This is a genomic window from Pelagovum sp. HNIBRBA483, assembly GCF_040931995.1.
GTDB lineage: Bacteria > Pseudomonadota > Alphaproteobacteria > Rhodobacterales > Rhodobacteraceae > JAEPMR01.
Map to the genome: position 1 here is coordinate 1,755,178 of NZ_CP162412.1, position 17,860 is coordinate 1,773,037.

General features: G+C 56.1%; 17 protein-coding genes and 1 tRNA gene. 12 read left to right on the top strand and 6 right to left on the bottom strand.

Annotated features, from left to right (window positions below):
• Positions 1-3: 3 nt before the first annotated feature.
• From AB1E42_RS08700 to AB1E42_RS08725, 6 genes are read left to right on the top strand one after another with little or no spacing between them, the layout of a single operon-like run.
• Positions 4-1,428 (top strand): L-fucose/L-arabinose isomerase family protein, encoded by a 1,425-nt coding sequence (locus tag AB1E42_RS08700; protein ID WP_368343856.1) that lies wholly within the window; start codon positions 4-6, stop codon positions 1,426-1,428.
• A complete protein-coding gene (locus AB1E42_RS08705; RefSeq protein ID WP_368343857.1) occupies positions 1,425-2,468 on the top strand; it encodes an ABC transporter ATP-binding protein in 1,044 nt (347 codons plus the stop codon). The genes AB1E42_RS08700 and AB1E42_RS08705 overlap by 4 nt, the downstream gene beginning before the upstream one ends.
• 28 nt (positions 2,469-2,496) lie before the next feature.
• Positions 2,497-3,837 carry an ABC transporter substrate-binding protein gene (locus AB1E42_RS08710; RefSeq protein ID WP_368343858.1) on the top strand — a complete coding sequence of 447 codons (1,341 nt, stop codon included), beginning with the start codon at positions 2,497-2,499 and terminating at the stop codon, positions 3,835-3,837.
• Between the two features lie 59 nt (positions 3,838-3,896).
• The gene (locus AB1E42_RS08715; protein ID WP_368343859.1) at positions 3,897-4,799 is read left to right on the top strand and encodes an ABC transporter permease; all 903 of its coding nucleotides are present in this window, start codon (positions 3,897-3,899) and stop codon (positions 4,797-4,799) included.
• 2 nt (positions 4,800-4,801) lie between these two features.
• Positions 4,802-5,668 carry an ABC transporter permease gene (locus AB1E42_RS08720; RefSeq protein WP_368343860.1) on the top strand — a complete coding sequence of 289 codons (867 nt, stop codon included), beginning with the start codon at positions 4,802-4,804 and terminating at the stop codon, positions 5,666-5,668.
• Positions 5,669-5,680: 12 nt separating this feature from the next.
• Entirely contained in the window at positions 5,681-6,793 is a 1,113-nt protein-coding gene (locus AB1E42_RS08725; RefSeq protein WP_368343861.1) for a nucleoside hydrolase, read from the top strand.
• 205 nt (positions 6,794-6,998) lie between these two features.
• Here the strand turns inward: AB1E42_RS08725 and AB1E42_RS08730 are convergent.
• Positions 6,999-7,088: transfer RNA gene (locus AB1E42_RS08730), tRNA-Ser, on the bottom strand.
• A gap of 101 nt (positions 7,089-7,189) precedes the next feature.
• On the opposite strand from AB1E42_RS08730, the gene AB1E42_RS08735 reads away from it, so the two are divergent.
• Both AB1E42_RS08735 and AB1E42_RS08740 read left to right on the top strand, forming a co-directional pair.
• Complete coding sequence (locus AB1E42_RS08735) at positions 7,190-8,362, top strand: AI-2E family transporter (protein WP_368343862.1); 1,173 nt, start codon at positions 7,190-7,192, stop codon at positions 8,360-8,362.
• Positions 8,363-8,410: 48 nt separating this feature from the next.
• Positions 8,411-9,208, top strand: a complete 798-nt coding sequence (locus AB1E42_RS08740) for a LuxR family transcriptional regulator (RefSeq protein WP_368343863.1) — start codon at positions 8,411-8,413, stop codon at positions 9,206-9,208.
• Between the two features lie 325 nt (positions 9,209-9,533).
• On the opposite strand, the gene tsf is transcribed toward AB1E42_RS08740, so the two are convergent.
• The 3 genes from tsf to AB1E42_RS08755 form a co-directional block, all read right to left on the bottom strand.
• Positions 9,534-10,409, bottom strand: coding sequence for a translation elongation factor Ts (tsf, locus tag AB1E42_RS08745; RefSeq protein WP_368343864.1), 876 nt, complete (start codon positions 10,407-10,409; stop codon positions 9,534-9,536).
• A gap of 72 nt (positions 10,410-10,481) precedes the next feature.
• Positions 10,482-11,249, bottom strand: a complete 768-nt coding sequence (rpsB, locus tag AB1E42_RS08750; RefSeq protein ID WP_368343865.1) for a 30S ribosomal protein S2 — start codon at positions 11,247-11,249, stop codon at positions 10,482-10,484.
• Between the two features lie 149 nt (positions 11,250-11,398).
• Positions 11,399-12,550 (bottom strand): HupE/UreJ family protein, encoded by a 1,152-nt coding sequence (locus AB1E42_RS08755; protein WP_368343866.1) that lies wholly within the window; start codon positions 12,548-12,550, stop codon positions 11,399-11,401.
• Between AB1E42_RS08755 and AB1E42_RS08760 the strand changes: the two genes are divergently transcribed.
• From AB1E42_RS08760 to AB1E42_RS08775, 4 genes are read left to right on the top strand one after another with little or no spacing between them, the layout of a single operon-like run.
• Complete coding sequence (locus tag AB1E42_RS08760) at positions 12,549-13,352, top strand: DUF4198 domain-containing protein (protein ID WP_368343867.1); 804 nt, start codon at positions 12,549-12,551, stop codon at positions 13,350-13,352. The genes AB1E42_RS08755 and AB1E42_RS08760 overlap by 2 nt on opposite strands.
• Positions 13,353-13,356: 4 nt before the next feature.
• Positions 13,357-14,247, top strand: coding sequence for a PfkB family carbohydrate kinase (locus AB1E42_RS08765; protein ID WP_368343868.1), 891 nt, complete (start codon positions 13,357-13,359; stop codon positions 14,245-14,247).
• On the top strand, positions 14,244-15,188 hold the full coding sequence (locus AB1E42_RS08770; RefSeq protein ID WP_368343869.1) for a pseudouridine-5'-phosphate glycosidase: 945 nt from the start codon (positions 14,244-14,246) through the stop codon (positions 15,186-15,188). The genes AB1E42_RS08765 and AB1E42_RS08770 overlap by 4 nt, the downstream gene beginning before the upstream one ends.
• A gap of 42 nt (positions 15,189-15,230) precedes the next feature.
• The gene (locus AB1E42_RS08775) at positions 15,231-15,944 is read left to right on the top strand and encodes a DUF502 domain-containing protein (RefSeq protein WP_368343870.1); all 714 of its coding nucleotides are present in this window, start codon (positions 15,231-15,233) and stop codon (positions 15,942-15,944) included.
• Position 15,945: 1 nt separating this feature from the next.
• Here the strand turns inward: AB1E42_RS08775 and AB1E42_RS08780 are convergent, their stop codons facing one another.
• Together AB1E42_RS08780 and AB1E42_RS08785 are read right to left on the bottom strand one after the other, a co-directional pair.
• A complete protein-coding gene (locus tag AB1E42_RS08780; protein WP_368343871.1) occupies positions 15,946-16,719 on the bottom strand; it encodes a 3-hydroxybutyrate dehydrogenase in 774 nt (257 codons plus the stop codon).
• Between the two features lie 434 nt (positions 16,720-17,153).
• On the bottom strand, positions 17,154-17,777 hold the full coding sequence (locus AB1E42_RS08785; protein ID WP_368343872.1) for a helix-turn-helix domain-containing protein: 624 nt from the start codon (positions 17,775-17,777) through the stop codon (positions 17,154-17,156).
• Between the last annotated feature and the right edge of the window lie 83 nt (positions 17,778-17,860).

The window sequence follows — 17,860 nt, forward strand, 5'->3', positions numbered from 1 at the left end:
CTTATGTCACTAACGATCGGCCTCATAAATGCATCGCTTCCGAGCTACTTCCCGCAGAAGCACGGAGTATTTCACGCATGTGGCGATTGGCTTGAGGCACTTGCAACGGCGCAAGGCGCCTCCGTAGTCACGGCCGGCGCCATCCCGATGAACGCAGCAGAAGCACGCGCCGCGGCGCAGGAAATGAGCGAAAAGGGTGCGGATTTCATCTTACTTCTGCACGGCGGCTTCACGATGGGCGACGTGATCCGAGAATTGGCCCGGATTGATCTGCCGCTTGGGGTATGGGCAACGCCCGAACCAACATTGGTGGATGACATTCAGCTGAATAACTTCGTCTCACTCAATATGTCCATGTCCATTGCGCGGGGTGTACGCGACCTGAAGGCCTACCCTGTACAATGGTATTTGGGCGCTCCCGGTGACGATGCACTTGCCGAGCGTTTGGGACAGACCATCCAAGCCCTGACAGCGCGAAAGGCGCTGAACGGGGCGCGCATCGGCGTCATCGGTGGTCTGGCGATGACGTTCTACAACATGGAAGTATCGTCAGACAGTTTGTTCCGGCAGCTGGGTGTCTGGTCAGAACACATTGATATCCACCACATGACCGACCTGATGGAAGCGCAGTCCGATGCGGATGTTGCCACCGAACTTGCGCGCATGACCCAGGCAGCGTCGGTTAAGGGGGTTTCGGACGACCAAATGAACCTTACGGCCAGGGCTGCGCTTTCGCTGCGGCGAATTGCGGCCGAAGGTGGTTACGATGCTCTGGCCGTCTCGGACTGGCCAGCACTGCAGAAGAGCCCAGGAATGCACCCTGGCGCGGCTTTCAGTTGGCTGGAAGAGGCTGACCGTCTGCCCATTGCCTCCGAAGGCGACATCCTCGGCGCCGTTACGCAGCTTGTTGCAAAATCCCTGACCGGAAAGGTCGGCTGTCTGCACGACATGACATCCCCGGACCTTGAGAATGACCAGATTTTGATGTGGCATGGCGGCGGTGGGCCGCTGTACATGGCGCGTGATAACGCGAGTTGGATCAATCACCCGATGATCGGGCGCGGGACGGATGCCGGCCCGATCTATGGCGCCATTGCCGACTTCGAATTTGCCTATGGGGCTTGCACGGTCCTGAGAGTGGCCCGCAACGGTACTGCATACTTTGCAATTGAAGGCGAAGTCGCCGAAGGACCGGCCTCTGGCTTTACCGGGTGTCGGGGATGGGTTGGGCGCTTTTCTGATGAGGTTGGCCCACGCAGCGCGCGCGACGTGGTCACGACTGTGCTGGAGCACGGGCTTGAGCATCACTTCATCCTTTTGCCGGGGCGCCATCGCGCTGTTTTTGACGAATTTTGCGGGTGGTGCGGGCTTTCGGCTTTGCCAGTCCTTCCAGCTCACAACTCTCTGCCACGAGGGAGCGCAATATGACCACAGTTCTGCTGAAGGGCGTTCGCAAGGACTTTGGATCTTTTACCGCCATCTCTAACATCGACCTCGACATTGCGTCGGGCGAGCTTGTGGCCTTGCTTGGCCCGTCGGGATGCGGCAAGACCACAACACTTCGCATGATTGCCGGATTAGAGATCCCTTCGGCAGGTCAGATTTGCTTCGATGGGAAGGACGTATCCGAAGTCCCTGTGCAAGATCGCAACGTCGGCATGGTATTCCAGCGGTATGCCCTATTTCCGCATATGACAGTCGAGAAGAACGTCCTTTTTGGCCTAAAGGTACGCGGGGTGGGCAAGACCGAAGCGGCTGAGCGGCTCGAAGAGATCCTCGATGTCGTGCAACTTCAGCAGTTTCGTCACAGGTTCCCAGCTCAGCTATCGGGCGGACAGATGCAGCGTGTGGCGATCGCTCGTACCTTGATTACAAACCCGTCCGTTCTGATGATGGACGAACCACTGGCGAACCTTGACACGAAGCTACGCGGCGAGATGCGGCGGTTCATCCGAGATCTGCAACAGCGCCTTGGCATTACAACGATATTCGTCACCCATGACCAGATCGAGGCGATGGAACTGGCTGACCGCGTTGCGGTAATCTTTGACGGCAAACTGGCGCAATTCGATACGCCGGACACACTCTACAAGCACCCCAACAGCATTGAGATCGCGGACTTCATGGGAGCTACCAATGTGTTTCCCGCGCAGATCAGCGGAAACTCTGCTGTGCTGGAATTCGGTACGCTTACGCTCAACGGAAATCCTCCAGAGGGAAGCCAATCCGTCATGCTGCGAAGCGAGGCAATTGACCTGCATTTGGAGCAACCGGAAGGAGCCCAGAACGTCGTTGAGGGAACAATAGCTACCCGAGATTTCTTTGGCGCCAACATCACCTACGGCGTGACGTGTGGCGGCAATACGGTGAACGTCACAGAACAATCTCGGCGGATCGTCGACGTCGGTCGTCCGGTCTGGCTGTCAATTTCGCCCGAACGCATCTGGGCCATCAAAGGGACTGCCTGAACGTATCGAAACCTAGGAGGAGAAGACCATGAAGAAGCTAAGCTATACGGTCGCGCTGATTGGGGGGCTGATGAGCAGCACCGCAATGGCGCAGGATCTTGAGGCGTTCCGCGACGCTGTCACGTCCGGTAATGCCACATGGGAGGACATCGAAGCCCGCGCCAAGGAAGAGGGTGTCGTCAACCTCTACTATTGGGGCGGAAGCGATCAGATCAACATCTGGATGGATCGTTTTGCGACGCCGGGCCTTGCAGAGTCGGGTGTCACACTGAACCCGGTGCGTATCACCGGCACCAAGGATGCCGTCGACCTCGTTCTGGCAGAGCTTGGCGCTGGCAAGGGCCTCGGGGAAGGCAGCGTAGACGCGATTTGGGTCAATGGTGAAAACTTTGCCACCCTAAAACGGCAGAACGCCCTGTTTGGCGCCTTCGCAGACAAGCTGCCAAACAGCGCGAATATCGAGTGGAACGCTGAAGATCCGCGTGCACTCTTGAACCTGCGTGACTTTGGCATCGAAACCAACGCATCCGAAATGCCCTGGTCTGGCGAACAGTATGTTTGCGCGGTGAATACCGCCCGGGTGGCCGAGGACGACATCCCGAACACGTTTGCCGAACTGAAGGACTACCTGACCGCCAATCCCGGCAAGTTTTCCTATGTCAAACCGCCCCATTATATCGGGAATACCTTTGTCCAGGCGGCTGTCTACGCTCACAACCCAGATGGAAACGGCGCGGTGCCGTTCCAAAGCTCGGTTGACGAGCTTGGCGCGGCCGAGCTGGCCCGATTGATCACCCCTGGCCTTGAGTATCTGAAGGAACTGGATGGCTTGGTTTTGGGCGGGGCGAGCGGAAACGCACGGTACCCTGAAGACCCCTCGGCGCAGGATGGTCTGTTCTTAAATGGTGAGATCGATTTCTCTTGTGGCTTCGGCCTTTATCGTGTGGCCGTCGGCTTGCGTGACGGCACCTATCCTGAAGGCGCTGAACAGTTCGTCTTTCCAGAAGGCAACATGATCAAGAACAAGAACTATCTCGTTATCCCGGCAAATGCCCCCAATCCTGCCGCGGCATTGGTCATGACGAACTACATGGCGTCGGTTGCGGCACAGGCCTCTAAGCTGGAGATCGCTGGCATGCCTCCGGGAATCGATCCGTGGCTTCTTGCGGATAATGCGGTTGCCGCACTGACCGAGGCGTCACCTGGGTTTGTTGGCATCACTCAGGCGGAACTGGACGCAAACACAGCGCCAGACACGAACGCGACGCTGGTTGATGTCATCGAAGCCACTTGGCTGGAGTACATCGAGCGCGACAGCTCCGATCCGATCGACGTGATCGTAGAACGCGCGGTGGCAAACCTGAAGTAGTAACGCAAACGCGTGGCCCCTGCCCTGCGCAGGGGCCTCCTTCAAGGGGAGATCACCGGATGAGCAACACCCATGAATTGGCGCGTCTGCGTCGAGAAAAACGATTGATGTGGCTTCAGCTGATGCCGGTCATGATCGTGCTCGTCGTCCTGTTTGGGGGCGCTTTGGTTCTTGGCGTTGCGCAATCACTGGGTTTTGCGCCGTGGTTCGGCGTCAACACATTTCCTGATTTCACCTACTTTGGCGCCCTTTGGGGCGACGCTTCATTTTGGACATCGCTTTGGCTGACGCTCTATTACGCGATTGTCTCAACCGTTCTCTCACTCATATTCGGGATTCTTTTGGCGCTTGCACTGGTGCGCAAGTTCCCGTCCAAAACGCTGTATAAGTATCTCTACAAACTCCCACTCATGATCCCCTACACCGTTGGGATTGCGCTGGCTGTTATCATGCTGGGCAATGGTGGCATGCTGTCACGGCTGATGGCTTTTGTCGGGATGATCGACGACCCTTCGCAATTTCCGCAGATTTTGAAAACCCATATGGGCTGGGGAATTATTGCGGTCTACGTCTGGAAACAGACACCGTTCGTTGCACTGACGATCTATGCAGTTCTTCTCGGGGTTGGACGAGAAACTGAAGAGGCCGCAGCAATCCTTGGCGCAAATAAACGGCAGATCTTTTTTCAGGTTACGTTGCCGCAGATCCTACCCGGCGTGATCTCGTCGACCCTCATCATTTTTGCTTTTAACATCGGCGCATTTGAAGCACCGTTCATCCTCGGTGGCGGCTTCCCTGACACGTTGCCGGTCGTCGCATGGCGGTATTTCAACGATGCCGATTACACGCTTCAACTGCAGGGCATGGCGACGGTCGTTTCCATTGCGCTTATCGCCGGCGGCATTCTCTATTCGTACCTGGCGATCTATCGCCGCTACGAACGACGGATCGGGAGGCAATGATCATGGCCAATAAACGCGCGTCGGTCATCGCGCTCAGCGACCGCTTATCACCATTTCAGAAGATCTATCTTTGGCTTGTTGCCGGTTTCATCCTCGGGCCATTCATCCCGCTGATCATTCAGAGCTTCGCGTTCCGCTGGGCTTGGCCTGACCTATTGCCCAGCACCTGGTGGCTCACCCAACGTGAAAAATCACCGCTTCCACTTGCTTGGGACTACGTCTTTTCACCTTACAGTCTGGTCGTGGAAGCAACGCTCAACACGGTCTTCATCGGATGTGTTGTAACGGTGATCTGCTTGATGATTTGCCTCCCTGCCGCCCGCGTCCTTGCACGCGAGAAATTCCGTGGAAAATCATCTTTCGAATTCTTCCTATCAATGCCCTTGATCGTACCCGAGGCAGCCATCGGCATCGCCTTATTGATGATCTTTATCTATATCGGTCTGGCAGGCACCTACCTCGGCATCATCATCGTTCATCTTATCCCGACGATCCCTTACATGATCCGGATGCTGACAGCCGTATATCAGGGGCTTGGCCGCGATTTCGAGGAACAGGCGATGATCCTTGGCGCGAACCGCTGGCAAATCCTCCGCATGGTCACTTTGCCGATGCTGCTTCCTGGTGTTGTCGCGGGCGCACTCTTCACGTTTCTGGTGTCGACCAACATCTTCCTGCTGACGTTCTTCATGGGGCAAGGAAAGATCATCACGCTTCCCACCCTTTTGTTCTCGAAGATTTCTGGCGGGACATTGGATGCGTCGGCGGCAGGCATCACGCTGGTGGTGACCGTGCCTGGCATCATCCTGCTACTCATCACCGAACGTTTCATCAAGGAAGAAGCCTTTGGAAAAGGTTTCGGAAACTAGGAAGGTTTTCACATGACCACATTGGAAGAGGCCGTCAGGCTGTTCAAACCGCTTGATCCCAGCTTGATGAAGCAACGCCTTGCGCGTCCCGGGGCGATGCCAAGGGTCATTATCGATACCGACACCGCGAATGAAATCGACGATCAATACGCGGTGGCATGGGCACTTTTGTCACAAGATCGCATGCGGCTCGAAGGTGTGACCGCAGCTCCATTTTCTTTCACGCATCATCGCGAGGGCCTTTACCAGGCCGTCGCCGCTCTACAGTCCGGCGCTGAGAGCAACCATGATAGCAAGTTCGTTGGCCCATTCGCAGGCTGGGCAAAGCGGCTTCTAGCGGATGGAAGAACCGCAGATGACATAGAATTTGTTACCGCTGACGTGGGTGAACAGCGTTCATACGAGGAAATCTTGCGCGTCTTTGATGCGTGCGGAGAAGACGCAACCGGCAAGGTCTTTCGCGGCTCCCCCCGCCACCTCCCGTCCTACGACGAACCCGTTGAATCTGATGCCGCGCGATTCATTATTGATCAGGCACGCAAACGTGACGACGGTCCGGTCTATATCCTCGCAATGGGTGCGTTGCCGACTATCGGCTCGGCCTTGCTGATGGCACCCGATATAATTGACAATATCGTCGTGGTTTGGACGTCAGGCTTTCCCAGCTATGCGCCGTTTTCGAACGAACCGTCATTGAATCTGGTGCAAGACCGCTTGTCGTCCCGTCTGCTTTTTGAATGCGGGGTGCCGCATGTCTATTTGCCGGGTTATCATGTGGGCGCCCAACTTACCATTTCACATCCCGAGATGGAAAAATTCGTCAATGGGCGCGGCGATATTGGAGACTACCTCTGGGATCTTTACACCAACAATCCCTTGCACAAGAAATACGCAATATCTGATCACGAGACGAAGACATGGGTGATTTGGGACATCATAAATGTGGCGTGGCTCCTCAACGACGCCTATGTGCCCACATATTTGACGACGTCACCGCATCTGAACGAGGACCTCTACTGGCAAGGTGATGCGTCGCGGCACATGATGCTGGAAGCCTACGATGTCGCGCGGGATGCCATTTTTGAGGACTTTTACGATACCCTGAAGCGCGCGCCACGGAAATAATGCTCGCCGGCCGTTGGTTGGCGTTCGGCGTTGACATGTTCTTGGACGCAGGAATTCACGGCGACAATCTTCTGAAGAGTTCACATTCGATGGAACCGCAGCATCGCGTGCTCCCTTCGTCGGAAAGTCAGATGGCATTGGTAGACCCCATTTAACCCAAGAATGGCCCGCGCTTAGACCTCATCGAACGTAAGTGAATGGATTATGGCGGAGCGACAGGGATTCGAACCCTGGAGACGGTCTCCCGCCTACACACTTTCCAGGCGTGCGCCTTCGACCACTCGGCCACCGCTCCGTTGGCGCCGTTTACCCAGAAACCCGCACCCTTTGCAAGGGCTTCTGACGTTAAATTCTAGTGCATTGTCAATCGCGACAACTCGGCCATATGATGAGGTAATGAACGAGACGCCGACACAGAACAAACGCAGGAACCGGCCGCCCCTTTCCAACGAGGAATGGTCGCAGCATCGGCGCATCCAAACGGCGGCGCTGATCATAATCGCTTTTGCTGTTGTCCTTTTTCTACTGGTGCAGGCGCGGTTCCTTCTGATCTCGTTGGCGACCGCGATTATCCTGTTTTCGCTGACCTCGGATGTTATCAATTTCATCGCAAGGCAACGTATCGGTGTGCTGCGAATACCCAATTGGCTGGCCAGCCTGTTTGCCCTCGCTCTTATCACGACGGCGCTCTTGACGCTGAGTTCGATTCTTCTTGCGCAGGTGAACACGGTTCTGATGACGACGCTCTCCTATGCCGAACGGGCTCCGAGTGCGATCGCTTCGCTGTTTAGGTGGATGGGAGAGGATGTCGAGGTTGCTGTGCTGAACTCGCTCCGCTCGATTGAAGTTTCCGGCTATGTACGCACAGTCGCCGGACAGGCAGGCAACCTGACATCGGCGACGGTTTTGGTGATCCTTTTTGTGGGCTTTCTTTTTGCTGAACGCATTTGGTTTGGCACCAAGCTCAACAACTTCTTTCAAGACGAGGCGCAGGCCGAACGTGTCAGCCTAATCATCGCCTCGATCATACATCGGGTTAACTATTACCTCCTCGTCAAAGGATTTGTCAGCCTCGTCACGGGTGTGATGGTCTATGTTGTTGCCACCCTGTTTGAATTGGAACTCGCTGTGGCGCTGGGTGTGCTGACCTTTGTGCTGAATTTCATTCCGAATGTCGGCTCCATCGTTGCGACCGGCATGGTGGCGCTGGTGGCCTATGTACAGACCGCCGATGCAACCGTGACGACTGCGATCTTCATCATCACTGGGGTGATCCAGTTCGTGAACGGCAATGTTATCGACCCAATGCTCATGGGGCGGGCGCTGAGATTGTCGTCTTTCGGTATCATCATCAGCCTTGCCTTCTGGGGCGCGGTGTGGGGCATACCCGGGATGTTCCTTTCGGTGCCAATCATGGTGATGATGATGGTCGTTTGCAGCCAAGTGCCGACGCTGCGGCCGGTGGCTGTGCTATTGTCCCGCGAAGGGTTGCCGGAAGAAGAGCAGGATTTGCGGCAACCAGTCAAAACGATGGGACGCCAAAATTCAAAGTTGCGGGAAACCGGATAGATGGACAAAAAGGTCGCTGATCGGGGTCTGCACCCCTGTGAGGGGAGTATGCCCAAGCACAGGAACCGGCCCGCGAAGGATCTGGCGGTGCTGCTCAACAGCTATGCCGAGGCAGAAAGCATCGAAGAGTTGTGGTCGTTGCATACTGGAGAGATGGCTTCATTCGGCCTCCCTCTTCTGCTTTATGGCTTCACATATGAGTTTTCAGATCCTTCGTTCGGACGGCCAGACGACCTGATCATCCTGTCCAATCACAGCCGACAGTATCTTGAACCCTACATCGCAAAACAGATGTATCTGCATGCGCCAATGATGCGCTGGGTCAAGCAGGACGCCGGCGCTTACAGTTGGCGCCTCGTTCAGGAAATGTATCGAAACGGCGAATTGAGCCATCAGGAACAGCGCGTCGTGGCCTTTAACCGCTCGATGGATGTTACGGCAGGTTATACCTTGAGCTTTCGCTCCGCCAACAAGCGAAACAAAGGTGGCATCGCCCTTTCCCCTCCGCCGGGTACGTCACAAGACGGGGTTGAAGCGATCTGGCGGCGCAACGGTCGCGAGATCACTGCCATCAACAACTTCTTTCACCTGAAGCTCCATACAATGCCCCGCAAGGCGGGACAGACGCTCACAGTGCGGCAGCGTGAGGTGTTGGAATGGGTTGGCGACGGAAAGACAATTCAGGACATCGCAACATTGATGGACCTGAACCCCAGTACAGTTGAGAAACACCTCAGGCTCGCCCGCGAAGCGCTGGACGTGGAAACAACAGCGCAGGCAGTCGTCAAGGCGACTTTCTTCAATCAGATCCATATCCTCGAACCGAAAGAAGATGGCTCGAGGTAAGGTTTCCCTTACTTTTGTAAAAACGAGGTCAGTGGCAAACTTAGGCTGTTCCGTGAGTGATAGCCTAAGGCTATGGAACTGGTGAAAAAGAGGTCACGATATTTCAAGTGATTTCTAATTCGCTTTCCGGGCGACCGGTTTGTTAGCGGGTGATGTATTCCCAATCGCTTGCCAACAATTGTTCGGACGGTGCTTCTTCCCATCGCATTGTTCGCGCAGATTAAGCGGTGCCGAGGTTCGCCTTGGTGCCGCTTTTTAATTGAAAAGAAACAAAAAAGGCCCGCAGAGGACTGCGGGCCTTTCGTGTATTTAGTCTGGAAGGCAATTAGCCCTGAACGGCTTTCGCCACTTCAGCAGCGAAATCTTCCTGCTCTTTTTCGATGCCTTCACCGACTTCGAGGCGCACGAAACCAGTGATCTCAACACCGGCTTCTTTTGCTGCTGCGCCGACAGTCAGATCGGGGTTGATGACGAATGCCTGATTCACCAGCGTGATCTCTGCCATGAACTTTTTCATGCGGCCTTCGATCATCTTCTCGATCACGGCTTCCGGCTTGCCGGATTCGCGAGCGATGTCGATCTGGACCTGCTTTTCCTTCTCAACGACAGCGCCATCCAGCGATGCCTCGTCGAGCGCGGCAGGATTCGTTGCGGCGATGTGCATCGCGACCTGACGGCCGAAAGCAGCGTTATCGCCATTCATGGCAACGAGAACACCGATCTTGCCCATGCCGTCAGCGGCAGCGTTGTGGACATAGGAAACAACGGTCGCGCCTTCGACAGAAGCCATGCGGCGCAGCGTCATGTTTTCGCCGATCTTGGCAATGGCGTCGGTCACAACGGTTTCGACCGGCTTGCCACCCATATCGGTAGCTTTGAGCGCATCGATGTCGGAAGCGCCGAGTGCAGTCTGGGCGATGCCAGCAACCATTGCTTGGAATTCGCTGTTCTTAGCGACGAAGTCAGTCTCGGAGTTCACCTCGACAGCAACGCCCTTGCCGCCTTCAACAGCGACAGCGACAAGGCCTTCGGCGGCAGTACGGCCGGACTTTTTCGCGGCCTTTGCGAGGCCTTTGGTGCGGAGCCAATCGACTGCGGCTTCCATGTCGCCATCAGTTTCGGTCAGGGCTTTCTTCGCATCCATCATGCCTGCGCCGGTGGATTCACGCAGTTCTTTCACCATTGCTGCGGTGATTGCCATTGTTCTTCTCCTTAGAAAGGTTCTACCGGGCGCGTAGCAGCGCACCCGGCTCACACTCTTCGATTTACGCGATTATTCAGCGGTCGCTTCTTCTGCGACAACTTCCTCGACGAGATCTTCAACCGCGCCAAGGTCAACACCAGCGGCGCCGAGCTGTGCGGACATACCGTCAAGAGCGGCACGAGCGACGAGATCACAGTAAAGGGCGATCGCGCGCGCTGCGTCGTCGTTGCCCGGGATGACGTAATCAACACCAGCAGGCGAGCAGTTGGTATCGACAACGGCAACAACCGGAATGCCGAGCTTCTTGGCTTCGAGGATCGCGAGGTCTTCTTTGTTGACGTCGATCACGAAGAGAAGGTCCGGAACGCCACCCATTTCGCGGATGCCGCCGAGGGACGCTTGCAGTTTGCCCTGCTCACGCTCCATACCGAGGCGCTCTTTCTTGGTAAGGCCTTCGAAGCCGCGCTCGGCAGCCTCGTCAATCGCCTTGAGACGGTTGATCGACTGGGAGACGGTCTGCCAGTTGGTCAGCGTGCCGCCGAGCCAACGGTGGTTCATGTAGTATTGTGCGCAACGCTCAGCGGCATCTGCGACGGGCTTCTGAGCCTGACGCTTGGTGCCGACGAAGAGGATGCGACCGCCTTTGGCGACGGTTTCACGCACAACGTTCAGCGCAGCATCGAGCATCGGGACCGTCTGTGTGAGGTCCATGATATGGATGCCGTTACGGCTGCCGTAGATAAATTCTTGCATCTTCGGGTTCCAGCGCTGGGTCTGGTGGCCGAAGTGAACACCAGCTTCAAGCAGCTGGCGCATGGTGAACTCGGGAAGAGCCATGTCCGTTTCCTTTCCGGTTTAGCCTCAGCGGGGTATCAGGGCATTTGCCCAACCGGTGGACGATATGGGATGTCTCCCCATAGCGCCCGACCCCACCTGCGGGTTTCGAGTGCCGCGCGTATAGACAGGGTTTGGGTGCTTGGCAAGAGCTAGAGGAAGGTTCTTTCAATAAACCACCACGACGCGATCAGAGCGATCGCTGCGGACCCGGGAGTGGAAATGACACGCCGGTACCAGCTCTTGTTCCGGAACCACAATCCGACCGCTAAGAAAGCCACCGCGATGACAGCCAATTGGCCAACCTCAACCCCGATGTTGAACCCGATCAATGCCGGAATAAATGCGCCTTCAGGTAAGCCAAACTCGCCCAAGACACTGGCAAAACCGAGCCCGTGCAAAAGGCCGAACCCGAACACAACCAAAGGGCGCCAGCGATTGAGGTGATCTGTCATCATGTTCTCAACCGCGACGAAGACAATAGACGCGGCGATCAAGGGTTCCACGATATTGCCCGATACGTTGACATACCCCAGCGCGGCAAGCGCGAGCGTGATCGTATGCGCAAGCGTGAATGCCGAAATCTGCCAGAGCAGCGGACGCATCCGCGCGGCGAGGAAATAGAGGCCGAGGACAAAGAGGATATGATCCAACCCGAGCGGTACGATATGTTCAAAACCGACGGGAATATATCGAAAGAAAGTTTCCCATCCGCTTGCCTGATCACCACCCGCGAGCTGGATTGGCCCCGACATTGAACCCGCATCGAGATAGCCGTCATAGGGCGCCGCTACGCCCTGCTGCCGGAGGATCAGGGTGCCAAATTCCTTGGCCCAACCGACGTCCACAGATGTTGCATCGGCCGGAAGAGTCGCCGAGAAACGCAGCTCAGAGGTGCGGACGAATTCAGGATCGCCAACCTCCGGCACCGCGAGAGAATCGAGGCTGAGCGGCAGCGCTGACCCATTGACGATCACAGAAATACCTTGCTGCATTTCCGGCCAAAATCGTGAGAAGCGCGCGGAAATATCGTTGCTCTCCAAAGCCCTCAGTTCATCGTAATCATTTGCTTCAGGGGCCGCATTGGTATCTTCCACCTCGCTAAGGTCGATGCCAGCCAAAAGCCCCTCGATGTTCAGACGCACATTGAATTCAAGACGCCCATCGACCTGTGTCATGTCAGCGATGGCCGGCAAGACCTCATGCGCACGCAACGGGCTGGAAAGAAGTACCAAGATGAGAGTGATGCTTGACAACACCTTGCCAAGGGTCACCCTTGGGCCATCAAGAAAGGACTGTTCCATGCGCCTCATCCCCACGTTATTTGCCTGTTTGTCCGCGTTACCGGCGACAGCCCATGAATTATGGATCGAACCACTGGCATTTCAAATTCAGCCGGACAGTAAGTTCGAAGCGCATATTGTCAACGGCCAAGAGTTCAACGGTATGCGACTTGCCTACATTCCGCGCCGGTTCGAAAACTTTGTTGTTGTAAATGACGCAGGGATACAGGCTATCGATGGCCGCATTGGCGACGTACCTGCCGTACAAGCTGACGCCCTGCCCGAGGGGCTGAACGTCTTGGCCTATAAGTCGCGGGTGGCAACGGTCGAATACGAAACCTATGATAAGTTCCAATCGTTCGTCGATCACAAAGCACTTGGGATCACGCAGGAAGACCACGAAGCGCGCGGTCTGCCGGTGGAAAACTTTTTTGAGGCCTATTGGCGCTATTCCAAATCACTCGTGGCGGTCGGTGACGGCGCAGGGGCGGATCGAAGATTGGGGCTGGAGACGGAAATCGTCGCTTTGGAAAATCCGTATGCCGACGAGATAGGCGATACGCTTGATGTCCAGCTTTTCTATCTCGAACAACCCGTCGCGGATTATCAAATCGAAATCTTTGAGCGGGATATGGAAGGCGCGGTCACAATCCAGACAGTGCAGACCAACGACGAAGGTATCGCATCGATCCCGGTCCGTGCTGCACATGACTACATGCTGGATGCGGTCATTCTGCGCGAGCCGTCGGCGGAACTGGCCGAAAAAACCCAAACGGTTTGGGAAACACTTTGGGCAAACATGACTTTCACGGTGCCTGAGTAACGATATGCAGGAGGACATTCTCTGTATCGGTTCGGTGCTATGGGATGTCATAGGCCGATCAGCCTCGCACATGCGGGCAGGCTCTGACGTCCCCGGACGTATCACCCGCGTACCAGGTGGCGTGGCAATGAACATCGCCATGACGCTGCGCCGTTTCGGGATGAAGCCGGTACTGCTGACCGCAATCGGGCGGGATGCCGAAGGTGACGGGCTTGTAGCGGAGGCGAAGCGGATGGGGCTAGACACCGCATTTGCCTATCGCTCGGAGGATTTACCAACAGACGTATATATGGCGATCGAAGGCGCTAACGGCCTGATTGCAGCAATTGCCGATGCACATTCTCTAGAGGCGGCGGATGACAAAATCCTCAAGCCGCTGTTCGACGGACGGCTTGCCACTGAGATGACCCCATATGGCGGCGTGGTCGCGCTGGATGGCAATTTGACCACAGACCTCCTCAGCCGGATTTCGCAAAGCGCTGTTTTTTCAGCGGCAGACCTGCGTATTGCACCGGCCAGCCCCGGAAAGGCCAACCGCCTGCTGGCGCTTTCAACACATCCGCGCGCGACCTTTTACGTCAATAAGGAAGAGGCCGGACTGCTCTGCCAAACTGAGTTTGAGGATGCGGCAACCGCTGCGGGACGGCTGGTCAGCTCAGGTGTCCGGCGCGCACTGGTGACCGACGGCGGAAAAACGGCTGCCGAAATGACCGCTGGTCAGGAGATAATCACCGCAGAACCGCCAGAGGTTATGGTGACGCGGGTCACCGGCGCGGGCGACACCTTCATGGCGGCGCATATCGCCCATGAGATGGCTGGCGCCGACCGGCAAACGGCGCTACGACAGGCGCTGCAAGCTGCCGCCAACTACGTCGCCGGAGAGACCCCTTTATGAATACGCTCAAAGTGGAAATGAAATTTTCCGAGGACGTTGCCAAGGCTAAAGAAACCGGCGGCCCAATTGTTGCGCTTGAAAGCACCATCATTACCCACGGGATGCCCTACCCGCAGAACGTAGAGACGGCGCGCTTGGTCGAAGATACGGTCCGTGCAGCTGGCGCGACACCAGCGACAATCGCCGTGATCGGTGGCTGCCTTCACATCGGGCTGGACGACAACGAATTAACCGAACTGGCCCTTAGAGACGATGTTGCCAAGCTGTCACGCGCAGATATTGCCGCGTGCATGGCACGCAAAGGAACAGGTGCCACAACCGTCGCTGCGACGATGATTGCGGCACATTATGCAGGCATCGCGGTCTTTGCCACCGGCGGGATCGGCGGGGTCCATCGCGGGGCGGAGAGCAGCTTCGACATTTCAGCCGATCTGCAAGAGCTGGCGCAAACGCCCGTGAATGTTGTTTGTGCAGGCGCAAAAGCGATTTTGGACCTTCCCAAGACCTTTGAAGTTCTCGAAACACTTGGTGTCCCGGTCATTGCATACGGACAGGACGAATTGCCTGCCTTCTGGTCCCGCCAATCGGGTTTACCAGCCCCGCTTAGGTTCGACACTGCGGATGAAATTGCTGCCGCTTTTGTCATGCGCCGAAATTTCGGGGTTCCAGGCGGGCATCTGATTGCCAATCCGATTCCCCAAAAAGCGGAAATTCCCGCCGAGACTGTCGCGCCGTGGATCGAAACCGCGCTTGCAGAAGCTGCAGAGAAAGGCATTTCCGCAAAAGCAGTCACGCCATTCCTTTTGCAACGATTGTTCGAACTGTCCGAGGGTGCCAGTCTTGCGGCAAATATTTCACTTGTCTTGAACAACGCGCGGCTTGCGAGTGAGATTGCAATTGCATTGTCGCGCTTGCCGGAAGACGCCGTGGCGACCATATAAGGCGCGACAACGCGAAGAGCTTTTCCCGCAGGAGAAAATGACGTGCCCAACGAGCCACAAATCGAGCTGCATCGCCGCAGGCATGGTATTTTTACCGGCCTGCGCAATAATTTCCTCGCTGGGCTCGTCGTCATCGCGCCGATTGGACTGACCCTCTGGGTGATCTGGAGCGTAGTCGGCTGGATCGACGGGTTCGTCCTGCCATTCGTTCCCTCGGCCTATCGACCTGATACGTTCATCCAACATTGGTTCGGCGTCGAGGTGCCAACTGATGTGCGCGGTGTCGGCGCGATCATCTTCATAGTTTTCACGGTTTTTGTCGGATGGATCGCCAAGGGTTTGATCGGGCGCTCATTTCTGCGTTGGGGTGAAGAGCTCGTGGGGCGGATGCCGATCGTGCGTTCGATCTACAACGGTGTCAAACAGATTGCCGAAACAGTCTTTGCGCAGTCGGAATCTAACTTTGATAAAGCCTGTCTGATTGAGTATCCGCGAAAAGGCATTTGGGCCGTCGCGTTCATATCGACGAAAACCAAAGGGGAAGTGGCCGAGAAACTTCCAGGTGACGAGTTGGTTACGGTGTTTCTGCCTACGACTCCAAATCCTACATCGGGCTTCCTTCTGTTCCTCCCCAAAGAAGATGTCAGGGAACTTGATATGACGGTTGAGGATGCTGCAAAGCTCGTCATATCTGCGGGGCTTGTATACCCTGACGGGAAGTCGAAGCGCCCATCACGAAAGCGCGGCGAGGAGTAGGCTATAACGCCGTCCAGCCGCCATCTACGCTGATCGTCGTGCCAGTGATTTGCGCCGCCGCTTCGGAGCAGAGGAACGCGGTGGTGCCGCCAATTTGCTCAACCGTCGCGAACTCTTTCGATGGCTGTCGCGCGAGCATGACGTCCCTGACCACCTGCTCACGGTCCATGCCGTGCGTCTTCATCTGATCAGGAATTTGCGCCTCGACCAGTGGCGTCAGAACGTAACCTGGGCAGATCGCGTTACAGGTGATCTTTTCCTCGGCCGTCTCAAGCGCGGTAGTTTTGGTGAAACCAACGACACCATGCTTTGCTGCGATATATGCGGATTTGAATGGTGAGGCCGTGAGGCCATGAGCCGACGCCACATTCACGATGCGCCCCCACCCGCGCGAACGCATCAATGGCAGCGCTGCAGCGGTTGTATGAAAAACCGAGGACAGATTGATCGCGATGATCCGGTCCCATTGCTCCACCGGAAAATCCTCGATGGGCGCAACATGTTGAATACCTGCATTATTGACGAGGATATCGCATGCGCCAGCGTTTTCGATCAGCTGCCGCGCCGCGTAGCCATCGCTGAGATCGGCCTGAATATAGCGTGCTTTGACGCCAAATTCAGCAGCGATTCCCTCTGCGAGGGCGTGATCTTCGTCTCGATCAGTGAAAGAGTTCAGGACCAGTTTCGCGCCTGCCTCGGCGAGGCATCTTGCGACCCCCAAGCCAATTCCAGAATTCGATCCGGTAACAACAGCGGTTTTTCCAGCAAGGCTCATCTGCTTCTCCTGTCAGCGACCAGGCGAAGCATCGCATGCTGCAGGTGCAAAGAAAATGATTCCGCGAACCCAATTAACCAAAAAAACGCCGGCACGAAGCCGGCGCTAAGTTATTGAGGCAGGTTTCATACAGGCAAGAAACCTATCGAGCAGTGAGTCCGTTATAAGGGGTTCTTTAAGTTGATCCAAGTGCTAATTGCGGGGCCCACGAATTTAATCGCATGAGCCTTCGCCTGTAACCCGCTGTTTTTCATAAGATTGTATTAAAACAGGAACCAATCTTCGCACTCTCGATCCGATTGCCGTTTTTCGACTTCGATGCGACCGCCACGGGAAGAATAAAGTGCTCTCTTGGGGCGGGATGGCGAACAGATACTGGATATTGTGCCTTGGGCCTGAATTGCCATTCCCACTCTTCCAGCCACGCGAATCATCTACGAGAGGGAAGTGACCCAGAGAATCGTTGCGTCCTCTGCACTGGTTGAGATGACATTGTGCCCCATAGCGGCATCGTAATAGACGCTATCGCCCCGCTTCAGATCCATCGGTTCGTAGAATTCTGTGAAAAGCCGAATCGTTCCTGTCAAAACGTAAAGGAACTCTTCACCCTCGTGCCTCACCCAGCCGTCAAATTCCTCAAACCGGCGGGCACGGACCCGCGCGCGGTAGGGCAACATCTGCTTTTTCGTCAATTGATCAGCCAGAAGGACGTGCTCATAGGTGGTGGTATTGTGAGTGGCACCCTCGCCCAAGCGGTTCACAGCCAGCCGACCGTTTACCTGATTGGAAGCAGTCGGGGTGAAAAGTTGGGGAACGGTAATCCCCAGCCCAACCGCAAGCTTTTTCAGCGCGTCAAAGGTTGGTGACATCTGGCCGTTTTCAACTTTGGACAAGGTTGAGCGCGCAAGCCCTGCGCGTTTGGCAGCTTCTTCAAGCGTCCATCCTTTCGCCCGCCTCAGCTCACGCACCCGCACTGCGAGGTCAACCGGCGCGGCGGTTTCTGCCTCGCCGCCTGCGCGCGCGACATGAATGAGTTGGCTGGGGCTGCGATCCGTCATTGGCTTCTTTTCATCCTCTCGGGTGCTTGCAACAGTCCGGCACCGGATATAGCGACATAACATGATCTCGGAACAAGACACTA